Origin of the sequence: Nocardia sp. NPDC050799, assembly GCF_040654015.1 — a bacterium.
Taxonomy (GTDB): Bacteria; Actinomycetota; Actinomycetes; order Mycobacteriales; family Mycobacteriaceae; genus Nocardia.
Genome location: NZ_JBFAHF010000004.1, coordinates 100,043 through 117,908 on the forward strand (window position 1 = coordinate 100,043; position 17,866 = coordinate 117,908).

The following is a 17,866-nucleotide window of genomic DNA, read 5'->3' on the forward strand; positions in this document are numbered from 1 at the left end:
ATAGCCACATCACTTACCGACGTAGGTGCGCATCCAGTCCAGTGTGTGGTGCAGGCCGGTAGCCGGATCGGTGGTAGGTTGCCAGCCGAGGCTGTCGCGGGTGCGGTCGAGGTTCGGGATGGGGGTGCCGGGGTCGGCAACGGACGAGGTGCATTCCAGCCAACCGGTGCCCGCGAGCGTGATGGCGGTGCGGGCGAATTCGCGAACTTCCAGCATGGGGCCGGCGATATCGATCGGGCCCCGGATATTGGTGTCGAGCATCGTGACGAGAGCCTCGACCGCATCGGTGATGTAGACGAACGACAGTATCGGGTTGTCGGGGAGGTACAGGGTCTGGGCACGTAGCGCGGCGGCGCAGATCGTCGCGGTGACGCGTCCGTCGCCCGGCGGCAGGCCCGGCCCGTAGACCTCGAACAACCGGGCGATGCCGATATCGGCGCGCCGGTCGTGGTGCGCGGCGGTTTCGATCAGGTGGTGGCCGGTCCGGTGGGCGGCGAATGCCGCGGCCCGGCGTGTGCGCACCGGTTCGCTTGCGGGGGCGGGGCCGGAAGCGAGAACGATGCGGGCATTGTGGGCCGCGGCGAGGTCGAGTGCGGCGAGGGTTCCGGTGCAGGCCGCGCGCAGGACTGCCGCCCAGTCGCGGGCGACGGCGACGGGGCTGCCGGGATAGGCGAGGTGCGCGATATGGGTGGCCTCGTCGAGGCCGGTGAATGCGCTGAAGGCCGTGGTGTCGGTGGGTCGCAGGGTGAAGCGCGGGTGGCCGGTCATATCGGCGATATTCGCGGCCCGCCCGGTGCCGAAATTGTCGATTGCGGTGACGCGGTCGCCGCGGGCGAGGAGACGGCGGCACAGATGTGAACCGAGGAAACCGGCTCCCCCGGTGACGATTACGTGGTTCACAAGAGTGCTTTCTGCCGATACGGCCGGCGGGCGGGGTCGGGGGTCACGCAGCCGTGCACGATGAGGGTCGCGAACGCGGCGCGTTTCCGGAGGCAGTCGTGCGCACGGTGGTGGCGCATGGCGTTGTGGGCGTCGTCGACGCTCAGCGGTGTTCCGGGCAGCGCGCACGTCCACGCCACCGTCTTGGGGGTGACGGAGATCCGGTGCCGCACGCGTCGTGCGGGACAGTTGGCGGGGCGCGGCGGTTCGGCGGGCCATACGCAGCCCACCGCGGAGGCCACCGCAAAGCACACGACCACCACGGTCGCGGTGGTGATCAACGCATCCCACGCACTCATACCCGCCCGCCTTCCGCTCTCGCGACAGGCGTACCGGCCGCCCACACGGTGGGCGGGCAGACGGTTTCCAGCCGGTATCCGAGATCGCAGATCAAGGCGGGCCGGTCATCCACCTGACCGAGGTCGAAGGCGATGATCACCTCGGCCTTGAGTTCGGTGGCGAGCGCGCGAACATAGGTGAGCGGGTTCGGTTCATCGAGGGGCGGGCGCACGGTGTACAGGTACCGATAGCCGGATTCCCGGGCGTGCCGCTGGATTTCGTCGGCGTGGCGCGGGGCGTGGTGGGCGGAGATGTCGATGCGGACGAATCCGATGGCGGTGGGTCGGCGCTCCGATGAGCCTGGGACATGCGGATACGGCACGGGTCCTCCCGGGTATTTCGAGACGTGGGCGATTGGGTACGTGTCGGTACGCGACCTTCCGGACGGAACGCGCGGGGCGCGGAGGTGGTCGCGGCCGAACTCGGTGAAGCTCACGAGGATCGGGTGACGGTGGGTCCGTCCGCGGTGTCACCCGTTCTCCGGACCCCAGCACACCACGGGATATACGCTGGTCCAAGCCGAATCGGCGGGTCCGGACCAAAGTGATGTGTAGTCCCAGAACGTGATTCGAATCCGATTCCGGCGATGATTCGATTTCGGGGTGCCCAATGATTCGTTTTTCCGAACGGAGGTAGCGGTATGACCAGTGACGAGGGGGCGGAACCATCGACCCTGCCGCGTCGGCAGCTGGGCCGGTTTCTACGGGAACACCGGGAGGCCATTGGGTTGAGCCTGGCGAAAGCGGCCGCTCTGGTGGAGCTGAGTCAGGCGGCGCTACAGCGCATCGAGGCCGCCAAGACGAAAAAGGTTCGCGCGGTCGACGTGCGGGCGCTGTGCGAGCTGTACGAGGTGCCGCGCGAAGAGGTGGTGCGGGCGCTGGACCTGGCGGAACAGGCGAAGGTTACATCGTGGTACACGGCGTTCGCGGGGCTCTATAGTGATCCCACGTTCAACATGTACGTGGAACTATCCGCGTCAGCGCGACAACTCGTCTCGTATCAGGAAATCGTGTTCGGCCTGGTGCAGACACCCGATTACGCGCGTGCGCTGATCAGCAGCTTCTACCGGGAAGAAATCCCGGACGACATCGAACGCCGGGTGGAGTTGCGGATGAAGCGCCAGTCCATCGTGACCCGTAAGGCCGACCCGGTGCGGCTCGAACTGCTGCTGCACGAATCGGCGCTACATCGTATGGTCGGCGGTCCGAAGGTGATGGCGGAGCAGCTCCGCTACCTGGCGGAGGTCGGGAAGCGTCCGAACGTGGATATCAGGATTCATCCGTACAGTGCCGGATGCGCGCAGGGTTTGTTGCATGGACCGTTCGTGATCCTTGCGTTCGGCGATGATGCTCGAGGGCGGTCAGTCGAGCCGCCGCTGGTCTACTTCGAAGGTGTAGGCAAGCCCGATCTCTATCTCGAGAACGGTGATGATGTGCGGCGTTACGATGAGCTTGCTTCGGTAATCCGAAGCGCAGCACACGATCAAGTGCGATCGCGAGAACTGCTCAGGCACATTGCGAAGGAGTATGAAGCGTGAAGACGGATCTATCCGGAGCGATGTGGTTCAAGAGCAGTCATAGTAGTGGGCAGACCGATTGTGTCGAGGTTGCGTGGTTGACGGATGGTCAGGTGGGAGTGAGGGATTCGAAGAACACCCTCGGACCTGCCCTGGTGTTCGCACCCGGAGCATGGGATGCCTTCGCAACCGAACTCCGTGCGGGTGGATTCGTCTCGCTCATGACGCGCCATCACTGAGATTTTCGACGGCGGTTCCCGCGAGGCCGTCGCAGGCTACCGATGATTCCGTTACGCGCGCACGGTTGCAACCGTGCGCGCTGCATCTTCCGATGGCGTTCGGTGGAACCGCCGTGCTCTGGGGCGCGTCATAGACTGTGAGCGGAGTACTGGCGGCCGATGGGAGCAGTGGTGGGACGACGGACGGCAGTGACGACTGTATCGGTACTCGCAGGGGCCCTGCTGGCGGTAAGTGGCTGTGATGCGACCATCGGTGGGTCGGCGGCCCCTGCGATGACCACGGATTCGGTGGCGACCGAAGCGCTGTGGGACCCGTGCACGCAGATCAGTGACGATGTGTTGCGGCAGGTCGGGGTTGACCCGTCGACTCGGGACAACACGATCTCGGGGGTGGAGAACGTCGAGGGCTGGAAGTTGTGCTCGTGGCATGACAGAGCTGTCCGCTGGAACTATGCGCTCGGAGTCTGGGCGACAACCCACAGCATTGAGGAAACCAAGCAGGATCAGAACAACATCGACTTTGCTGACGTCATGGCTGCCGGCCGGTCAGGAGTACGGTTCGAACGTGCAGAGGATAGTCATGAAGAAATGTGCTATTTGAGCTTTCCTGCAAACGGCCAGTCCATAGAGATATCGATCTACAAAACGGTACTCACCGAGGACGAAAGAGATCCTTGTGATATCGCCTTGTCGGCGGCGGAAGTGCTGGTGCCGGTATTTCCGGCGAAGTAGGGGTGGGGGCAATGAGTATTGAGGACAGCATTACCCAGTGGCAATTTTTGTCGGATCAGGCGAAGGCCGGGCAACTGTATCTCGAAGAATCGGTGGCGGTCGGATGTCGTACGGCTATCGAAGCCCAGATCGGTGTCTATCAGGAGTGCCTGCAAGGAATTGGGCAGATGGCACGAGTCAGCGGCCTCGGCGAGTTCGCCTGCGGCCAAGAACTGGCCCGGCTACTCGGACTGAAAGCAGTGGATTCGACAGGTGACGGCGATCTCGCTACTTCCCTCCGCGATCACATACAGGTCTTGAAACTGATGGCCGATACCATCCAGGTTTCGCTGGATCGTGTGCAGGAGCAGGACTCCAGCAACTCGCAGGATTACGACCAGGTCGGCTGAGGGGGAGCGAGATGTTCGGTTTGCCGTCGTTCGGTGAAGTGATCGTGAATTTGGGGGCCTTGGCGATGCGGGGTCCACTCGGCGCCGTGGTCGCCGACTCCGCGGATATGGATGCCGCCGCGCAGGCGCTGGCCGCGGCATATGGTGATCAGAGTCCCGAGGCGATCGCCGCGCGGAATCGTATCCAGGATCTCACCGACAATAGTTTCGACGGCGAATTCCACAACCCTCGAATCCCGGAACAGATGTTCGGCAATGTCCGCAGCGAGGATCTGGACGACTTGTATCGGAAAGCTCAGTCCATCGACGTCTCCGCCATGGACACCCTGCACCAGATGTGGACCGCGCGGGCCGGGAAACTCGAGACCGGGCTGAACGAGTTCGGGCCCGCGATCGGCAAAGCCATCGCCGAGTCGTGGAGTGGGGCTTCCGCCGCGGCGGCGGCCGGCGGAATCGCCGATTATGTGATGAAGGCACAGAATCTCGTGTCCGGGACCAAAATCGTGGCCGATAAGGTCGGCGTCGTGAAATCCGCGGTCGAGGTGACCAAACAGAATGTGCAGCCCGCACCGGATACCGGCTGGGCCAGCACCGTCGCGAGCTGGGTGCCGGGGCCCAGCTGGAAAATGGACAGCGATCGCACCAGCGCCGCCGAACTCGCCACCTATTCTGTGCTCGAACGCGTCTACCAGCCCGGGATCCGGGAAGGAGACACCGGACAGCCCCGTATCCCGCTGGCCTACAACCCCGTTCACGAACCCGACGCTCCCGGTTCGGTTCCGCCGGGTCCGGTCCCGCCCGGCTCCATCTCGACCGGGGCACAGCCTGTGACGACCGCCGGCGACGGCACCCAACCGTCCGCGACCACACCCCGAACCAGCGAACAGGACTCGGACGAAACCCAGACCCCGTCCTCGACACAGGCGGACCCGGGCGCCACGACCGAGAGTCCGGCAGGACTCGACACGACCACCGCGTCCACCACAGCCCCCGGCGTCAGCGTGCCCACCGGACCGGGCAGCCCGCTCGGTAGCCCGGCCACCACCCCCGGCGGCCCGGGCAGTCCGGTCGCTACCGTTCCCGGCAGTCCGGGCGGCACCTCCCCGGGCGGTCCCGGCGTTCCGGCCGCACCGGTACCGGGGCGTACGGTCAACGGTTCCGAAGTGGGCCGGCCCGGTGCGGCGGTCACGAGTACCGGCACCGCATCGGGTCGCGGTGCGACGCCGGGTGCGATGATGCCGCCCGGGGCCCGCGGTAAAGGCGAGGACGACAAAGAGAAGCAGAAGTCCGCGATAGCCGAAGCGCTGGTCACCCAGCAGCACGGTGACGAGCTGACCGGTCTCGATCCGGAACACCGCCGGAAAGCCGTACCGCCCGTCCTCGGGGAGTAGCGAGTGGAGTCCACCCGCCGCACCTGGAACCTGTCGGCGCTCGAATTCACGGTGCTCTGGCACGCCATCGGCCGTGACGTGCTGCCCTATCCGCTGCGATACCGGTCGGTCGAGGAGACCGCCGCCGCCTACGAACACGCCTACAAGACCGCGGCCGCCCGGCTACGTGCCGTATTCGACGAAGACCTCTACGGCCCGCTGCGGATACTGGTGCAACCGGAGGCGCGTATCGAGATCGCCGGATTCGTGGGCGCGGCCCGTCCCGTATTGCCACGCGCCACGGCCGACCCTGCCGCCCGGGTTCGCCTGCACGCGGCTGTCACCGGCCGAAGTGCCGTGCTGCTCACTCAAGACTCGACCGCCGACGCCGACCGTGGCGGTGACGTGCAGATCGCGATCGTCCCCGCACACACCCTGGCCCGCCGCATCCTCGCCGTCTTCTCCGACGTGCCCCGCGGCAGCGGCCCGGAGATCCGGCTGGACCGCACGGAAGTCGACGAACCGGCCGACCGGCCGTTCACGGCCTTCTTCGATGACGCACCCCCGCCTTCGCCCGACGCGGCTCGCCGTTTCTTCGAACGCCCCCGCTCAACTGTCGCGCATATCGCCGTCTACCCGGGCGGCGCCTACGACCACCGGCCGGCCCCGGCCCGGGACTTCCACATCATGGACTACCCCGACGGCCGCTACCGCGTCCGTGCCACCGCCACAATCCACGCCGTCCCCACCGATACCGCCGGACTGTCCGCCCACCTGCACAACCTGCTCGAACGAACCCTGACCGACTACCGCGAAGATCACGAACTCTGACCACGCGTCGCCTCGAGTGCCACACCACCGCCGCCGGCCTGAACTCGAACTTCATCCTGACCTGCTGACCAGTCCCCGATAACGCGACCACCCGGTTTCAGAGTCTGCGATGGTTCGCATTTATGGCACGAAGGTGGTCGAATCGGAATTGCGGTCAGGATCGGTTGCGACATAATCCGGCGAGGTCGCAGCGATCGCAGTGCGAGCACCACGATGCCAAGCGGGGTAGATCATTGGCCCGCAGAGCTTCGCCCGCCTCACTGATATGTAGCTTCACCGCAGACAGCAGCGGCCGCTCGATCTCCTCCCGGGTGCTCCGGCCGCCCTCGTCGAGATTGAGTACCTCGATGAGATCCGCTTCGTCTTTTCAGTACATCGTGACCATGAATTCGGATTTCCTGACCAGTATTGAATCGCAGAGTGAAGGCGCTTTCGATTCTGCACCCTATATTCTCGACACTCGCCTGACCGACGAGACCGATACCGGAGGACTTTTCGGGTTCCGATTCGGCTGAAGCTGTGTTCCGAGCGCTTCAGGTCCGAGGTCGTACTCCACCGTCATTGTGCGGCTCCACTGTCGGCGGAGGCCGGTGAGTGAGGGGTGTGGTGCGTATGGAGATCGGATCAGTACTTGATGCGGTTCCACGGCGCTCGATCCCCCAGCAGCCTGTCCACGCTGAAACGGCCCACGCCGGTGCACAGGAGTAGGAGAGCGCCCGTGCCGAGCCCGATGACCAGTTCGCTGCCGCCGCTGTTCACGAACAGGCCGTTACCCATATGCGCGATCAGGTAGGCGCCGACCATATCCGCGAAGAGCAGTACCGCCCAGACCGGGGTGATCACACCGAGTATCAGGCCCGCGCCTCCGGCGAGTTCGATGGCGGCGGCGAGGATCGCGGAAATGCCGGGCAGTGGGGCGCCCATCGATTCGAATCCCCGCTGGGTCGCGTCGATACCGTTGGTCACGAATTTCTGCCAGCCGTGGGCGAGGAATACGACGCCGAGTCCGACTCTGGCCAGCAGGATCAGTAGGTTGCGGAGGTTGGTCATAACAGGGGTCCTTCTCGGAGAAGGATCGGAAAGTGCGGCATCGGCCGCGGTCGCAGCGGTCGCTATCGGGCGGGGTCCTGCATTGGTGGAGATCCGGCGCGGGGAGCTCAGCGTTGTTCGTCCCGGTGGTCTGGTGATCACGCAAGATCTGGACGATGGCCGACTGGCCGAGTCGCCGGGCGTTGTCCAGCGCGGTGCGGCCGGCGTTGTCCGGGATCGAGGGGTCGGCGCCTGCCGCGAGCAAGGCGGTGACGACCTGCGGATAGCGCGACGACCCGTCGCCGTACACGATGGCTTCGTGCAGCGCGGTCCAGCCGGAGTTGTTGATGTGGTCCACCTCGACACCGGCTTCGATCAGCCGTCGCACTTTGCCGACATGGCCGTGTTCGGCGGCCGGAATGAGCGCGGTGCCGTCGTAGCGGTTGACGCTGCGCAGGTCGGCGCCGTGGGTGAGGTCAGTTCGAGGATGTCGTTGATGCCCTCCGCTCCGGCGTACAGATAGGCCGAGTCCTGTAGATCGTCCTTTGCGTCGACGTCGGCGCCCGCCTCGACGAGGGCCCGCGCGGCGGCGGTGGCGCGATTCTTGGTGGCGGCGATCAGTGGGGTCGCGCGGTCCACGATGTCCGCGATCTGTCCCGCGGCCGGCTGCGGATCGCGATGACCCCCACCTTCACCAGCTACCTCATCGGGCCCCTCGTCCACCGGTTCCGGTGCGCTCACCCGGGAATCACGATCACTATCGGAGAAACCACTCAGGACCGGATCGAGGCGGACCTGATGGCCGACCGGGTCGACCTCGGTATCGCTTTCGCGGGCGACCATGCCGCCGGTATCGAACACACATCGCTGTTCACCGAGGCACTCGTCCTCGTCGTCGATTCGCGACACCACCTGGCGGCCACCTCGCGGTCACTGCCGGCCGACCGGCTCACCGGCGAGCCACTGGGTCTGCTCACCGGTGACTTCGCGACGCGTCTGCACATCGACAGGTATCTGGCCGAATTCGAGATCGCACCGCATATCGTGGTGGAGGCGAATTCGATCAGCGCCCTGCTGGAGGTCGTCCGCCGCGGTTCACTGGCCACCGTCATCCCGGAGGCGATCACCCGGGCACACCCCGACCTACATCCGGTGACGCTGTCCCCGTCCCCGCCCGACCGCACAGTCGAACTCCTGCGCCGCCGGACCGCCTATCACTCCGCGGCGGCCCGCGCCTTCGCGGCCATGGCCACGGATATCGCCTGACGCGCGGGCCGTTCTACGTCAACTCTCCCGGAAGCAAGCCGAACACGACCGTGTCCCGTCGTGCTCCCTGGAACGGGATATGGGACCGCAGCAGCCCCTCCCGCACGAACCCACACCGGAGCGCTACCCGCTGGGATGCGATGTTGTCCGGACCACAGGTGAGTTCGAGGCGTTCGACTGCGAGCGCGTCGAACGCCCAGCCGGCCAGCAGGCGCAGGGTCCGGGTGGCGATACCGCGCCCGCGCGCGTGCGGTGCCAACCAGTATCCGATCGCCATCCGTCCTTCGGATCTGCCGGCGTCGTAGATGGAGGCCCCGCCCCGGATATCCGCCGGGTCGGCGGCATCGGTGACCGCGAGGCAGAGTTCTTCGCCCCGCAGCCGCGCCGGTTCTTCCTCGGCGAACCGATTCCGTACGTGCGCCTCGGTGAGCGGCTCGGTCAGTGGCCACGAGAATCGGCGGCAGAGCGGGTCGGCGAAGGCTCGGAACCGCTGTGGGAGATCGCTTTCGTGCCACGGTCGCAGCTCGACCTCGTCATCACGCAGCGGGGGGTACGGAAAAGGAATGGGCTTCACCTTCCGACGCTATGACACAGTCCGGCCATCCGAGTACTGGGTTTCCCGGCACACAGAGTGACGCATCGCCTGCGACCTCGGCCCGCCGCAACCGTGTGGTCGTGGTGCCGAGCGCCGGTATTCGGGCGACGGTCACCCGTGGCGGACCACCTCGGTGCGCCTGCCGAATGGCGCGCCGGGGGCTCAGCGCTGGATCAACACGGCGGGGGGTTCAGTACGGCCCACTCCTTGTTCGAAAAGGTGTCGGACTCGTCGATGGCGTCCCAGCCGCGCACGGCGCCGTAGTGGCCCGCTGATCAGCCAAGGACCGGGTCCAGAAGGCGGTCACTGCCTCGAGGCATCGGTCTGCGGTTCTGCCTTCCGGCGGGTTGAGGACAGCGCCGTGGACCTGTGCTTCGACAGCTTGTACGAACAGCAGTGCGTCGAGATCGGGGTCGGCGCCGGCGACTTCGAGGCGGCGCAGGTGGTAGGCGACCTCGGCGGCGAGGCGCTGTTCGAGATCGCGCAACCGGGTGAGGCCTTCGGGAGTGCGCGGTGACTGTTCGAACAGCAATCGGTGCATACGCGGCTGGGCACGGTGTAGGTCGGCGACCGAGGTGATCAGGCGGTGCACGGTTTCGTCCAGGGGCGGCGCCTCGGCGCGTAGGGCCGTGGTCTCGGTGAGGAGGGCGGCCGTGGCCTCGCGCAGGTGGCGGTCGGCGAGTGCGTAGAGGAGAGCGTCCTTGTTGGGGACGTAGTGGTAGAGGGTGCCGATCGAGACGCCCGCGAGTTCGGCGACCTTGTTGGTGGTGGTCGCCGCGTAGCCGTGCTGTTGGAAAAGTCGAGCAGCCGCGTCGAGGATCGCATCGAAGGTGAACTGTGATCGCTGCTGGCGCGGGGTTTTCCGAGGAGTGGACATAGGGGTCCCGAAGTCGAGTTGTCAAAACCGAATATTGCTCGAATTATTGTGACATGCACAGCTCCTACCTCGCTTTTCTGCCCGCCGACCTGCGACCCGACCCCGCGCTACGGCCGGAGCGGACCTGGTGGGACCACCGCGACCACCGCGTGCACATCGAACGCCTCGTCCGGGCCGACGCACCGGCGCGGATGCTGCTGGCGCACGGCGCCGGCGGGCACGCCGCGGCGGTATGGCCATTCGCGGCGCTGGCGGCCGGACAGGGTTTCGAGGTGGTGGTGCCCGACCTCCCCGGCTACGGCCGTACGCGGGTTCCCGCGCGTCGGCGCATCCGTTATCCGGATTGGGTGGACTGCCTCACCGACCTGGTCCGGGCCGAGCACGCCGCCGATCCCCGGCCGCTGGTGCTCCTGGGCGCCAGCATGGGCGGCATGCTGGCCTACGAAGCCGCCGCACGCACCGGTCTGGCCGCCGCGGTCGTGGCGACCTGCCTGATCGATCCACGAATGCCGCAGGTTCGCAGCGCGATCGCCCGCCACCCATGGCTCGGCCGCCACGGTGCGCGGCTGCTCTTCCCCGCCGTCGACAACCTCGGGGTCCCGATCCGGTGGATGGCGAATATGCCGGCCATGTCCGCCAACCCGGCGCTGACCCGATTGGTCTCCACCGATCCCCTGGGCGGAGGAGTTCGTATGCCGCTGGGTTTCCTGCGGACCTATCTCACCTCGGTGCCACATGTCGAACCGGAGAACTTCACCACCTGCCCGGTGTGGCTGGTTCATCCCGGCGCCGACACCTGGACGCCACTGTCGTTGAGCGCGCAGTTCTTCGAACGTATCGCTGCCCCGAAGAAGCTCACCGTGCTGGCCGGCGCCGGTCATTACCCGATCGAAACCCCCGGTATCCACGAACTGACCCGCGCCCTGGCCGAGCTTCGTACCGAAATCGCTCGCTGAGACATCGTCGTAGCGCACTCACACGGCCGCCGTTCGCGCCCCGGCCCGCGAGGTAGCTGATCGAGGACGGTTTCCGACCGCTATCGCCTTTACCGTCACTGTCGTACCGATAGTGAGCGAGAGGATCGAGATGCCGGAACACACCCAGCCCGCGGGCTACACCACCGTCGCGCCGTGGGTCGTCACCGATGACACCGGGGCTTTCCTCGATTACGTCGCCCAGGTGTTCGGCGGCGTGGAACTCGGCCGGGTACCGACCATGGACGGAAAGATCGGGCACGGCGAGATACGAATCGGCGACACCGTCGTCCTCGCCTTCGACCGGCACGAGGACTGGCCCGTGCTGCCGAGTCTGCTGCGCGTGTTCGTGCCCGACGCGGACGAGGCGATCGGCAGGGCCACGGCGGCCGGAGGGCGGATCGTCACCCGACCCGCCAACGATGCGTTCGGGCAGCGCGGCGGCCGGATCGCGGATCCCTTCGGCAATATCTGGTGGGTGATCGCTCCTGTCGAGGAGGTCGCCACCGACGAGATGTGGCGACGGTTGCAGGAACCGGTGTATGCCGAGGTCATGCGGGTGGCGCAGGGGACCCTCGATGCGGAACTCAGCGATCGGGGGTACGGGCGCAGCAGCCCGCCCGTCGCTCCCGCGGCCGACTGACCGGGATCGGTCGCACGGAACTCGTACACGCGTCGGCCCACGGTGTGCGTCATGTCGGCGTCGACCAGCAAGGCCCGATACCGGCCGGCCGTGATCCGCCATTGCCGAGATGATTCCGGCGGTCCTCGCACCGATCGCGCCGGCGCCGCCTCGGGCCGCAGTACGCCGCCGGGAGTGTCACCGGCAACGCCGACCCGATGAGCAGGATCTCGGGCACAGCGGCGCGCGCCCGGCTGCCGCCCTCGTTCGCCACAGAAAACTCCCCCACATGAGGCATCATCGAAGCCTGGAGATACCGGGGGCCGAAATCATCGGTATATCCGGGCTCAGGGCCGCCGATGGCCGCCCCAGGCCGAGACGCAACTGCGAGCGCCTGTGGTGCCGGGGTCGGTCCGGGGCCCATCGTGGTAGCGAGGTCGAATTGAGCAACAGCATCCCCAGGGCCACCTCGCGGGTTACCGAAGGACTGGTCGGCAATTTCAAAGAGTGGTCCGACCATATCGCAAACCGAGTGTACAGAGAGACCTTTCTTCGCGGTATTACGCAAGGAGTCGACCTGGAGACCGAGGCCGATGTATACGGCGGTCATCAGTTCGGCAAAGGAGGTTCTGAAAATGCCGACGCTTCCGGCGCGAGGTCGAATGCGACAGATGATTCGGTCGATCGATACCTGAGAAGCATTTACGACGATCGGTATCATGTGGACGGCTCGGCCCGGGCTCAGGAGTATGCTCGTTCATTGGCATCATTACCGGACCGGTATCATCGCATTGTCGCGGCTCATATGAAGGAATATCCCGATGGGGGGATCTGGCTCGGCTCCGGTCGATTGCACGACCTCGGCCATGCGGCTTGGTCGGCAACGAGACCCCGGGACGAGAAGCCCGCGGCGTGGCCCGATGGTTCGACCTGGGACGACGTCGGCGGCGTGTACAGCGAGAGGTTCAGGGCGTTGCTCGTAGGCCACGCACAACACTCCCGAAAAGCTACCGCGCCGCACGAATTCGGCCACGCCCTCGATGACGCTCTCGACAGGCCGAGTAAGGAACCGGTGTTTTCTCAGTTTCACACCATGGTTCTTCGCCACATTCAAGTCACGAGCCCGAAGGGCGCTGAATATTTTGCCCGGCCCGGCGAGTCCGGGAAAAGGGAGCTGTTCGCCGAAGGCATCGCCTGGCGCGAAAAAACAGTGCAAAATATTTCCGACGGAGTCGGCAGCGCCGCGCCACCAGAGTTCTACGGATCGGTCGCTGCGGGTCGTCATCTGACTTCCTTTTACGAGGCTCTGGAGAGAGAATTGGGGATTACGCGATGAGTGAAGAACACCCGCTGGCCCGACGTCTCGACGATGGACGTATCCTTGTGCGCTACTTCGGACAAGAACCCGACGGCGATAACGTCGACGGCTCGGTCACTATCGGCCCCGAGGACCCCGCGTACCGTGACTGGGACGCCGAGATCGCACGCTGGGAGCAGAGCCCGGAGTCGCTCGACGACACTATCGACTACGAACCCATCGATTACGAAAATTTGGACATACTTCCGAAACTGCATCCGGACGATCGTGACTGTTCCGGATGATTGCCGAACCGATACCTGACGTCCGCCTGCCGGTCTCGCGTCGATGGCTCGCGGCGACGAGGATCGGGGTATGAGCGAATCGCCGGACGGTCCCGCCTTCACCTACTCCGAGGTCGGTGCGACTAGTGGTGAGTTCCCGCCGGGATACCAGCACCTGCGGTTGCGTCGTCCCATAGCTTCCGGTGAGGCGGAATTCCGGCGGCTCGGCGCGGCGCTACTGCGCTATCGGATGCAGCGCGGGCTGAGACTTCTCCAGGAAGCCGGAACGCCGGTGGCCGAGCCGGGCACGACTGTCACCCTCCGGCTCGGGATCGGCCGGTTCGGCCTGCGCGCGCCGTGCCGGGTGGTGTACGTACTGGACGAGCCCGACCGGATCGGGTTCGCCTACGGCACCCTGCCGGGGCACCCGGTGAGCGGGGAGGAGCTGTTCGCCGTCGAGTACGACCGGGATACCGATGTCGTATATGGCGTGGTCACCGCGTTCTCCCGCCCCGCGCGCCGGTCCATGCGCCGGGGCGGTCGGCTGTCCGTGCCGGCGCAACGGGCGGCCGCGGCGGCCTACCTCGCGGTGCTGCGCCGGACACCACGGGAGCGATGAATCCGGCACCGTGCCGCCGACTGCCGTCGAACGTCCGCGTCGACCGGGGGCGTCGACGAACGCGAGTCGGCCCGCACCAGCGGGACCCGCCCCGCGGTCAGGGTGAACGGGTATCGCCCAGCGATCCGGCGGTGCGCTCAGCGGCAGGCGTGGACGGTGCGCCGCACCTGTACATCGCCGGGTGAGAACGCGCGCCCGGCCAGATTGAAACTCCAGGACACGGTGGGCGTGATCCGCATATACGGCGCGGTCCCGAACTGTCCGGCACGCTCCACGAGTTCGGCGGTCCCGTACACACGCAGGTATCGCGGGGTCCAGGGGTCTGTGGACACGAGGTCGTCGATCACGACGGCGACCTTCGTGTGGCCGTGTTCGACATTGCGGTACTTCCTGGTCCGCACCGGATCATGACCGCCGATATAGATGTGGGTGCCGTCGAACTCGTAGCCCACCGGCGCCACGTCGGGCTGCCCGTCCGGGCCCACGGTGGCCACTCGCGCGAGCGGCTGGGAGCGCAGATAGGCGACCTCTTCCTCGGTGAACGACATCGGGAACCTCCTTGTGACGAGTCCGGAGATGCCGTGCTGATCGATCCCGCACGGCGATCGTCGAGGCCATGATTATTTCGCGGATGGCCGCTACGGCCCGGGCGCAACGCACCGGGCATCGTGGCGAAGTTCCGGGCGGATCAGGACAGACCGAACCGGACGCCGGTGAGTTCCTCGGAGACCTCCCAGAGCCGCTGCGCCGCGTGTACATCGCTGGCCTGCGCCGACCGGCCGACGAGTGTCGGGTACCCGTGCATCTCCCCGCGACCGTCCGGCCCGACGTAACTCGCGCCCGGCAGGTCCTGCGTCGCGGCGAACAGCGTGGGCAAGGCCGCCTTCTCCGGGGTTTGCGCGAGATAGCGGCCGGCCAGGTGCACGATGCCGACCAGGAATTTGTTGCGGTTCGCGGTACCGAGTTCGGTGGCCGCGTACCCGGGATGCGACGCCATGGCGCGCACCGTGGACCCGGCCCGCCGGAGGCGGCGTTCGAGTTCGAGGGTGAACAGCAGGTTCGCGAGCTTGGAACGGCCGTAGGCCTTCACGGGACTGTAACCGCTCTTGGCGTAGTCCAGATCGTCGAAATCGATCGACCCCACCTTGTGCGCACCCGAGGCCAGATTGACGACGCGGTCGGTGATGTGGGGCAGGAGCCGATTGGTGAGCGCGAAATGACCGAGATGGTTGGTGCCGAACTGCATTTCGAAGCCGTCCTTGGTCCGTCCCTCGGGCACCATCGCGACCCCGGCATTGTTCACCAGGATCGCGATCTCACCCGCCCACTCGCCGGCGAACTCGCGGATCGATTCCTGATCGGCGAGATCGAGCCGCCGCACCTCGTTGCTGCCGCCGATCCGGCGCGCGGCCTCGTTGCCGCGGCCGATATCGCGGACGGCGAGCACCACATGCGCGCCGGCCCGGGACAGCAAAGTGGCGGTGCCGAATCCGACGCCGCTGTTGGCGCCGGTGACGACCACGGTGCGGCCGTCGAAGGCGGGCAGATCGGCCGCGGTCCAGTGCGAAGAACTCATGTCCAGACGGTAACGCCGGAAACTCCATCGGGCGCGGACTCGCCGGAAATGCGGCGGGTACCGCGATTACGCCGATAACGCGAATCCGCCCGCCGGCGCAGAAATGCGCGGAAGCACCGAACAGCGCGCAGCTCGCCGAGTAGCGTGAGGTTCGTGTTCCCGGGGCCGGTTGTCCGTGGCCGAGGCCCCGGCTCCGGCTTTCCGCTCGACTCCGGTCGAGCGTTCTCGACCAGGTGGTACCGGCAGTTCCGTTCCATCCGTTGTCGTCGAAAGGGTCGTTGATGCACCGTTCACGCAGGACTGTTCCGACGGTGGCCGCGCTGCTGGGCGCACTGGCGCCGGCGCTCGTGGTCACCGCTCCCGACGCGCTTGCGGCGGTCACCGATTTCGAGCTGGCGCCGGGGGCCGGCGCAGGGAGCGCCACGGCGCCCTACGGAACCCATTGCACCTACACCGCGTCCGCTACCGCGGAGCCGGGCGAGTACGTCAGTTTCTACGACAGCCAGAAGGGTTCGTTCGATCCGCCCGGCGCGATTCTCGTCGGTGAGTCCGGCACGGTCACCGCGGATTGGACCCCGGAGGTTCCCGGCACGCACGACCTGCACGCCGTGAACATCGGTAGCGAACAGTCGCTCGCAGTGGAGGTCGGCTCCGGCCTGAACCTCGGCTCGGCCTGCCCGGTGTTGTGACCGGCGGCGTGGACGCCGTGTCCGGCGGGCACGGAATCTTCTCGGAATACAGCAGAAGAGGTGGACACAGACCTGTCGCGTGCAGCGCGGCAGCCGGCGGAAGGGGTTTCGCATGGGGGATACACGTCGCGCACGTCGTTCGGGCGGTATGAGCGCCGCGATCGAGCGGGCCGTCGCACTGCTCGACGAGGGATTACTGCGTAATGAAATGATGGTCGCCGCTCTGGTGCTGTCCTCGATCATCGCCGTGATGGGCCTGAGCTCGGAGGGACTCGGCTGGAAACTCGGGTACTGCGCCGCCGGGCTCCTCGGTGTGACGGCGTCGTTCGTGGTCATGCGCGGGGACCGGCCCCGGCAGTGGCTGGTCCTGCTCGCGATCTCCGCTCTCGACGTGCTGCTGCTGATCGTGTACGGGCGGATGTCCGGAAGTCTCTGACCGGCAGCGGCGTTCGTGTGCGGTCAGCTGGACGGAGCGCCGAACGCGGTGTCGCCGACCTCGCGCAGTTGCTGCCGCACGGCGTCGTCGCACAGGGACCCGTCGACGCCGGCCCGGTAGGCGGAGGCCGGGCTGATCCCGAGTCGCTCGGCCAGCTCGTATTCCTGGCCGAGGGTGGTACCGAACAGAGCCGGGTCGTCGGTACCGATACTGCAGCGGATACCGGCCTCGCGCAGCCGGGGGAGTGGATGTTCCGCGATATCCGCCACGACACGGGTGGCGACGTTGGAGGTCGGGGTCACCCGGAGTACGGTTCCCCGATCCACGAGCTCGGCCATGAGAGCGGGGTCGCCGGCCGCGGCGATCCCGTGCTGTAGCCCGTCCGGGTTCCAGCGCAGGACATCCCGGATGGCGCGGACGCCTCCCGCTTCCCCCGCGTGCGGCACGATTCCCAGCCCGCCGTCGCGCGCGATGGCCACCGCCCGGTCGAACTCCGAGACGTCGCCGCGCGCCAGTTCATCGCCGCCGGCGTCCAGGCCGACAATGCCCCGGTCCCGGTAGCGCACGGCCCATTGCGCGCATTCTTCGGCCAGGTCGCGGTCGACTCCCCAGATCAGGCTGGGCATGGCGCGCACGGTGACACCGTGGTGTTCGGCCGCCGCGGTGATGCCGTCCGTGACACCGTCGAACATCGCCGGATACGGGATGCCGTCCCATTTATTGCGATTGATGGGTGAAAAGGTGGTTTCGATGTACTGCACGCCGTGCGTTTTCGCCTCCAGAGCGTAATCGAGGACGGCCCGGCGGAAATCGTCTCCGGTGCGCATCGTGCCGGTGGTGGCGCGCCACATCTCCAGGAAGTGGCCGAAGTTGCGGTATCGATACAGGGCGGACAGCGCCTCGACATTGTCCGCGGGCAATGTCACACCATTGCGCCGCGCCATATCCAGCAATCTTTCCGGCCGGATCGTGCCCTCGAGATGGACATGCAGTTCGATCTTGGGATACGGGTCGGCGGATCCACCACGCGGCAGCGGTCCGCCACCGGAACCGCCGGCGCTGGAGTCCGCTCCGGGCCGGCGGCTCGAACCCGCCGACGACGAGCGTGCGGACTCGCCGGTGCCGGGGGCATGACGAAAACCTCTGTCGGAGTCGGAGAGTTTCGCGGCCGCGTTCTCGAATCGCCGGGCGAAAGGCCTGATGCCGTGAGTGGTATCAGGGCCCTCCATTCTCATGAAGCAATCGCT

The 17,866-nt window shown here is 66.5% G+C and carries 24 protein-coding genes and 2 pseudogenes; 15 read left to right on the forward strand and 11 right to left on the reverse strand.

Annotated elements, in window-relative coordinates:
- Nucleotides 1–9: 9 nt before the first annotated feature.
- The 3 genes from AB0H42_RS05965 to AB0H42_RS05975 are packed head-to-tail and all read right to left on the reverse strand — an operon-like array spanning nucleotide 10 to nucleotide 1,600.
- Nucleotides 10–900 carry an NAD-dependent epimerase/dehydratase family protein gene (locus AB0H42_RS05965; protein ID WP_357050468.1) on the reverse strand — a complete coding sequence of 297 codons (891 nt, stop codon included), beginning with the start codon at nucleotides 898–900 and terminating at the stop codon, nucleotides 10–12.
- Nucleotides 897–1,238, reverse strand: a complete 342-nt coding sequence (locus tag AB0H42_RS05970) for a hypothetical protein (protein ID WP_357050471.1) — start codon at nucleotides 1,236–1,238, stop codon at nucleotides 897–899. The genes AB0H42_RS05965 and AB0H42_RS05970 overlap by 4 nt, the downstream gene beginning before the upstream one ends.
- A complete protein-coding gene (locus AB0H42_RS05975) occupies nucleotides 1,235–1,600 on the reverse strand; it encodes a hypothetical protein (RefSeq protein ID WP_357050474.1) in 366 nt (121 codons plus the stop codon). The genes AB0H42_RS05970 and AB0H42_RS05975 overlap by 4 nt, the downstream gene beginning before the upstream one ends.
- A 318-nt stretch (nucleotides 1,601–1,918) precedes the next feature.
- Here AB0H42_RS05975 and AB0H42_RS05980 point away from each other — a divergent pair, with 318 nt between their 5' ends.
- From AB0H42_RS05980 to AB0H42_RS06010, 7 genes are all read left to right on the forward strand, one after another.
- Nucleotides 1,919–2,815 (forward strand): helix-turn-helix transcriptional regulator, encoded by an 897-nt coding sequence (locus AB0H42_RS05980; RefSeq protein WP_357050477.1) that lies wholly within the window; start codon nucleotides 1,919–1,921, stop codon nucleotides 2,813–2,815.
- Nucleotides 2,812–3,033, forward strand: a complete 222-nt coding sequence (locus AB0H42_RS05985) for a DUF397 domain-containing protein (protein ID WP_357050480.1) — start codon at nucleotides 2,812–2,814, stop codon at nucleotides 3,031–3,033. The genes AB0H42_RS05980 and AB0H42_RS05985 overlap by 4 nt, the downstream gene beginning before the upstream one ends.
- A 189-nt stretch (nucleotides 3,034–3,222) precedes the next feature.
- Complete coding sequence (locus AB0H42_RS05990; RefSeq protein WP_357050483.1) at nucleotides 3,223–3,765, forward strand: DUF3558 domain-containing protein; 543 nt, start codon at nucleotides 3,223–3,225, stop codon at nucleotides 3,763–3,765.
- A gap of 11 nt (nucleotides 3,766–3,776) precedes the next feature.
- Nucleotides 3,777–4,154 carry a hypothetical protein gene (locus AB0H42_RS05995; RefSeq protein WP_357050486.1) on the forward strand — a complete coding sequence of 126 codons (378 nt, stop codon included), beginning with the start codon at nucleotides 3,777–3,779 and terminating at the stop codon, nucleotides 4,152–4,154.
- 11 nt (nucleotides 4,155–4,165) lie between these two features.
- Nucleotides 4,166–5,545 carry a hypothetical protein gene (locus tag AB0H42_RS06000; protein WP_357050488.1) on the forward strand — a complete coding sequence of 460 codons (1,380 nt, stop codon included), beginning with the start codon at nucleotides 4,166–4,168 and terminating at the stop codon, nucleotides 5,543–5,545.
- 3 nt (nucleotides 5,546–5,548) lie between these two features.
- A complete protein-coding gene (locus tag AB0H42_RS06005; protein ID WP_357050491.1) occupies nucleotides 5,549–6,355 on the forward strand; it encodes an ESX secretion-associated protein EspG in 807 nt (268 codons plus the stop codon).
- A gap of 383 nt (nucleotides 6,356–6,738) precedes the next feature.
- Nucleotides 6,739–6,870 carry a hypothetical protein gene (locus AB0H42_RS06010; protein WP_357050494.1) on the forward strand — a complete coding sequence of 44 codons (132 nt, stop codon included), beginning with the start codon at nucleotides 6,739–6,741 and terminating at the stop codon, nucleotides 6,868–6,870.
- A 109-nt stretch (nucleotides 6,871–6,979) separates the two neighbouring features.
- Here AB0H42_RS06010 and AB0H42_RS06015 read toward each other — a convergent pair whose 3' ends face one another.
- The 3 genes and pseudogenes from AB0H42_RS06015 to AB0H42_RS06025 all read right to left on the reverse strand — a co-directional run bounded on the left by AB0H42_RS06015 (nucleotide 6,980) and on the right by AB0H42_RS06025 (nucleotide 8,125).
- Complete coding sequence (locus AB0H42_RS06015; protein ID WP_357050497.1) at nucleotides 6,980–7,405, reverse strand: DoxX family protein; 426 nt, start codon at nucleotides 7,403–7,405, stop codon at nucleotides 6,980–6,982.
- A 250-nt stretch (nucleotides 7,406–7,655) separates the two neighbouring features.
- Nucleotides 7,656–7,841 (reverse strand): annotated as a pseudogene (locus AB0H42_RS06020) (ankyrin repeat domain-containing protein); the annotation flags it as partial.
- Nucleotides 7,760–8,125 (reverse strand): hypothetical protein, encoded by a 366-nt coding sequence (locus tag AB0H42_RS06025; protein ID WP_357050500.1) that lies wholly within the window; start codon nucleotides 8,123–8,125, stop codon nucleotides 7,760–7,762. The pseudogene AB0H42_RS06020 and the gene AB0H42_RS06025, both read right to left, overlap by 82 nt.
- Here AB0H42_RS06025 and cynR point away from each other — a divergent pair.
- A pseudogene (gene cynR / locus AB0H42_RS06030) lies at nucleotides 8,012–8,650 on the forward strand (transcriptional regulator CynR); the annotation flags it as partial. The gene AB0H42_RS06025 and the pseudogene cynR overlap by 114 nt on opposite strands.
- 13 nt (nucleotides 8,651–8,663) lie before the next feature.
- Here cynR and AB0H42_RS06035 read toward each other — a convergent pair.
- Nucleotides 8,664–9,224 carry a GNAT family protein gene (locus AB0H42_RS06035; RefSeq protein ID WP_357050503.1) on the reverse strand — a complete coding sequence of 187 codons (561 nt, stop codon included), beginning with the start codon at nucleotides 9,222–9,224 and terminating at the stop codon, nucleotides 8,664–8,666.
- 211 nt (nucleotides 9,225–9,435) lie between these two features.
- Nucleotides 9,436–10,122 (reverse strand): TetR/AcrR family transcriptional regulator, encoded by a 687-nt coding sequence (locus AB0H42_RS06040; RefSeq protein WP_357050506.1) that lies wholly within the window; start codon nucleotides 10,120–10,122, stop codon nucleotides 9,436–9,438.
- 53 nt (nucleotides 10,123–10,175) lie between these two features.
- Here AB0H42_RS06040 and AB0H42_RS06045 point away from each other — a divergent pair, with 53 nt between their 5' ends.
- The 5 genes from AB0H42_RS06045 (at nucleotide 10,176) to AB0H42_RS06065 (ending at nucleotide 13,918) form a co-directional block, all read left to right on the forward strand.
- Nucleotides 10,176–11,078, forward strand: a complete 903-nt coding sequence (locus AB0H42_RS06045) for an alpha/beta hydrolase (protein ID WP_357050509.1) — start codon at nucleotides 10,176–10,178, stop codon at nucleotides 11,076–11,078.
- A gap of 112 nt (nucleotides 11,079–11,190) precedes the next feature.
- Nucleotides 11,191–11,739 carry a VOC family protein gene (locus tag AB0H42_RS06050; RefSeq protein ID WP_357050512.1) on the forward strand — a complete coding sequence of 183 codons (549 nt, stop codon included), beginning with the start codon at nucleotides 11,191–11,193 and terminating at the stop codon, nucleotides 11,737–11,739.
- A 421-nt stretch (nucleotides 11,740–12,160) separates the two neighbouring features.
- Nucleotides 12,161–13,054 carry a hypothetical protein gene (locus AB0H42_RS06055; protein ID WP_357050515.1) on the forward strand — a complete coding sequence of 298 codons (894 nt, stop codon included), beginning with the start codon at nucleotides 12,161–12,163 and terminating at the stop codon, nucleotides 13,052–13,054.
- Entirely contained in the window at nucleotides 13,051–13,320 is a 270-nt protein-coding gene (locus tag AB0H42_RS06060) for a hypothetical protein (protein ID WP_357050517.1), read from the forward strand. The genes AB0H42_RS06055 and AB0H42_RS06060 overlap by 4 nt, the downstream gene beginning before the upstream one ends.
- A 70-nt stretch (nucleotides 13,321–13,390) precedes the next feature.
- Nucleotides 13,391–13,918, forward strand: a complete 528-nt coding sequence (locus AB0H42_RS06065) for a DUF1990 domain-containing protein (RefSeq protein WP_357050520.1) — start codon at nucleotides 13,391–13,393, stop codon at nucleotides 13,916–13,918.
- 137 nt (nucleotides 13,919–14,055) lie between these two features.
- On the opposite strand, the gene AB0H42_RS06070 is transcribed toward AB0H42_RS06065, so the two are convergent.
- Nucleotides 14,056–14,466: a PPOX class F420-dependent oxidoreductase gene (locus AB0H42_RS06070; protein ID WP_357050523.1), complete on the reverse strand. Its 411-nt coding sequence runs from the start codon at nucleotides 14,464–14,466 to the stop codon at nucleotides 14,056–14,058.
- Between the two features lie 140 nt (nucleotides 14,467–14,606).
- The gene (locus AB0H42_RS06075) at nucleotides 14,607–15,500 is read right to left on the reverse strand and encodes an oxidoreductase (RefSeq protein WP_357050982.1); all 894 of its coding nucleotides are present in this window, start codon (nucleotides 15,498–15,500) and stop codon (nucleotides 14,607–14,609) included.
- A 305-nt stretch (nucleotides 15,501–15,805) separates the two neighbouring features.
- On the opposite strand from AB0H42_RS06075, the gene AB0H42_RS06080 reads away from it, so the two are divergent.
- Both AB0H42_RS06080 and AB0H42_RS06085 read left to right on the forward strand, forming a co-directional pair.
- Entirely contained in the window at nucleotides 15,806–16,183 is a 378-nt protein-coding gene (locus AB0H42_RS06080) for a hypothetical protein (RefSeq protein ID WP_357050526.1), read from the forward strand.
- A gap of 112 nt (nucleotides 16,184–16,295) precedes the next feature.
- Nucleotides 16,296–16,619 carry a hypothetical protein gene (locus AB0H42_RS06085; protein ID WP_357050529.1) on the forward strand — a complete coding sequence of 108 codons (324 nt, stop codon included), beginning with the start codon at nucleotides 16,296–16,298 and terminating at the stop codon, nucleotides 16,617–16,619.
- Nucleotides 16,620–16,642: 23 nt separating this feature from the next.
- Here the strand turns inward: AB0H42_RS06085 and add are convergent, their stop codons facing one another.
- On the reverse strand, nucleotides 16,643–17,848 hold the full coding sequence (add, locus tag AB0H42_RS06090) for an adenosine deaminase (RefSeq protein ID WP_357050531.1): 1,206 nt from the start codon (nucleotides 17,846–17,848) through the stop codon (nucleotides 16,643–16,645).
- Nucleotides 17,849–17,866 lie beyond the last annotated feature (18 nt).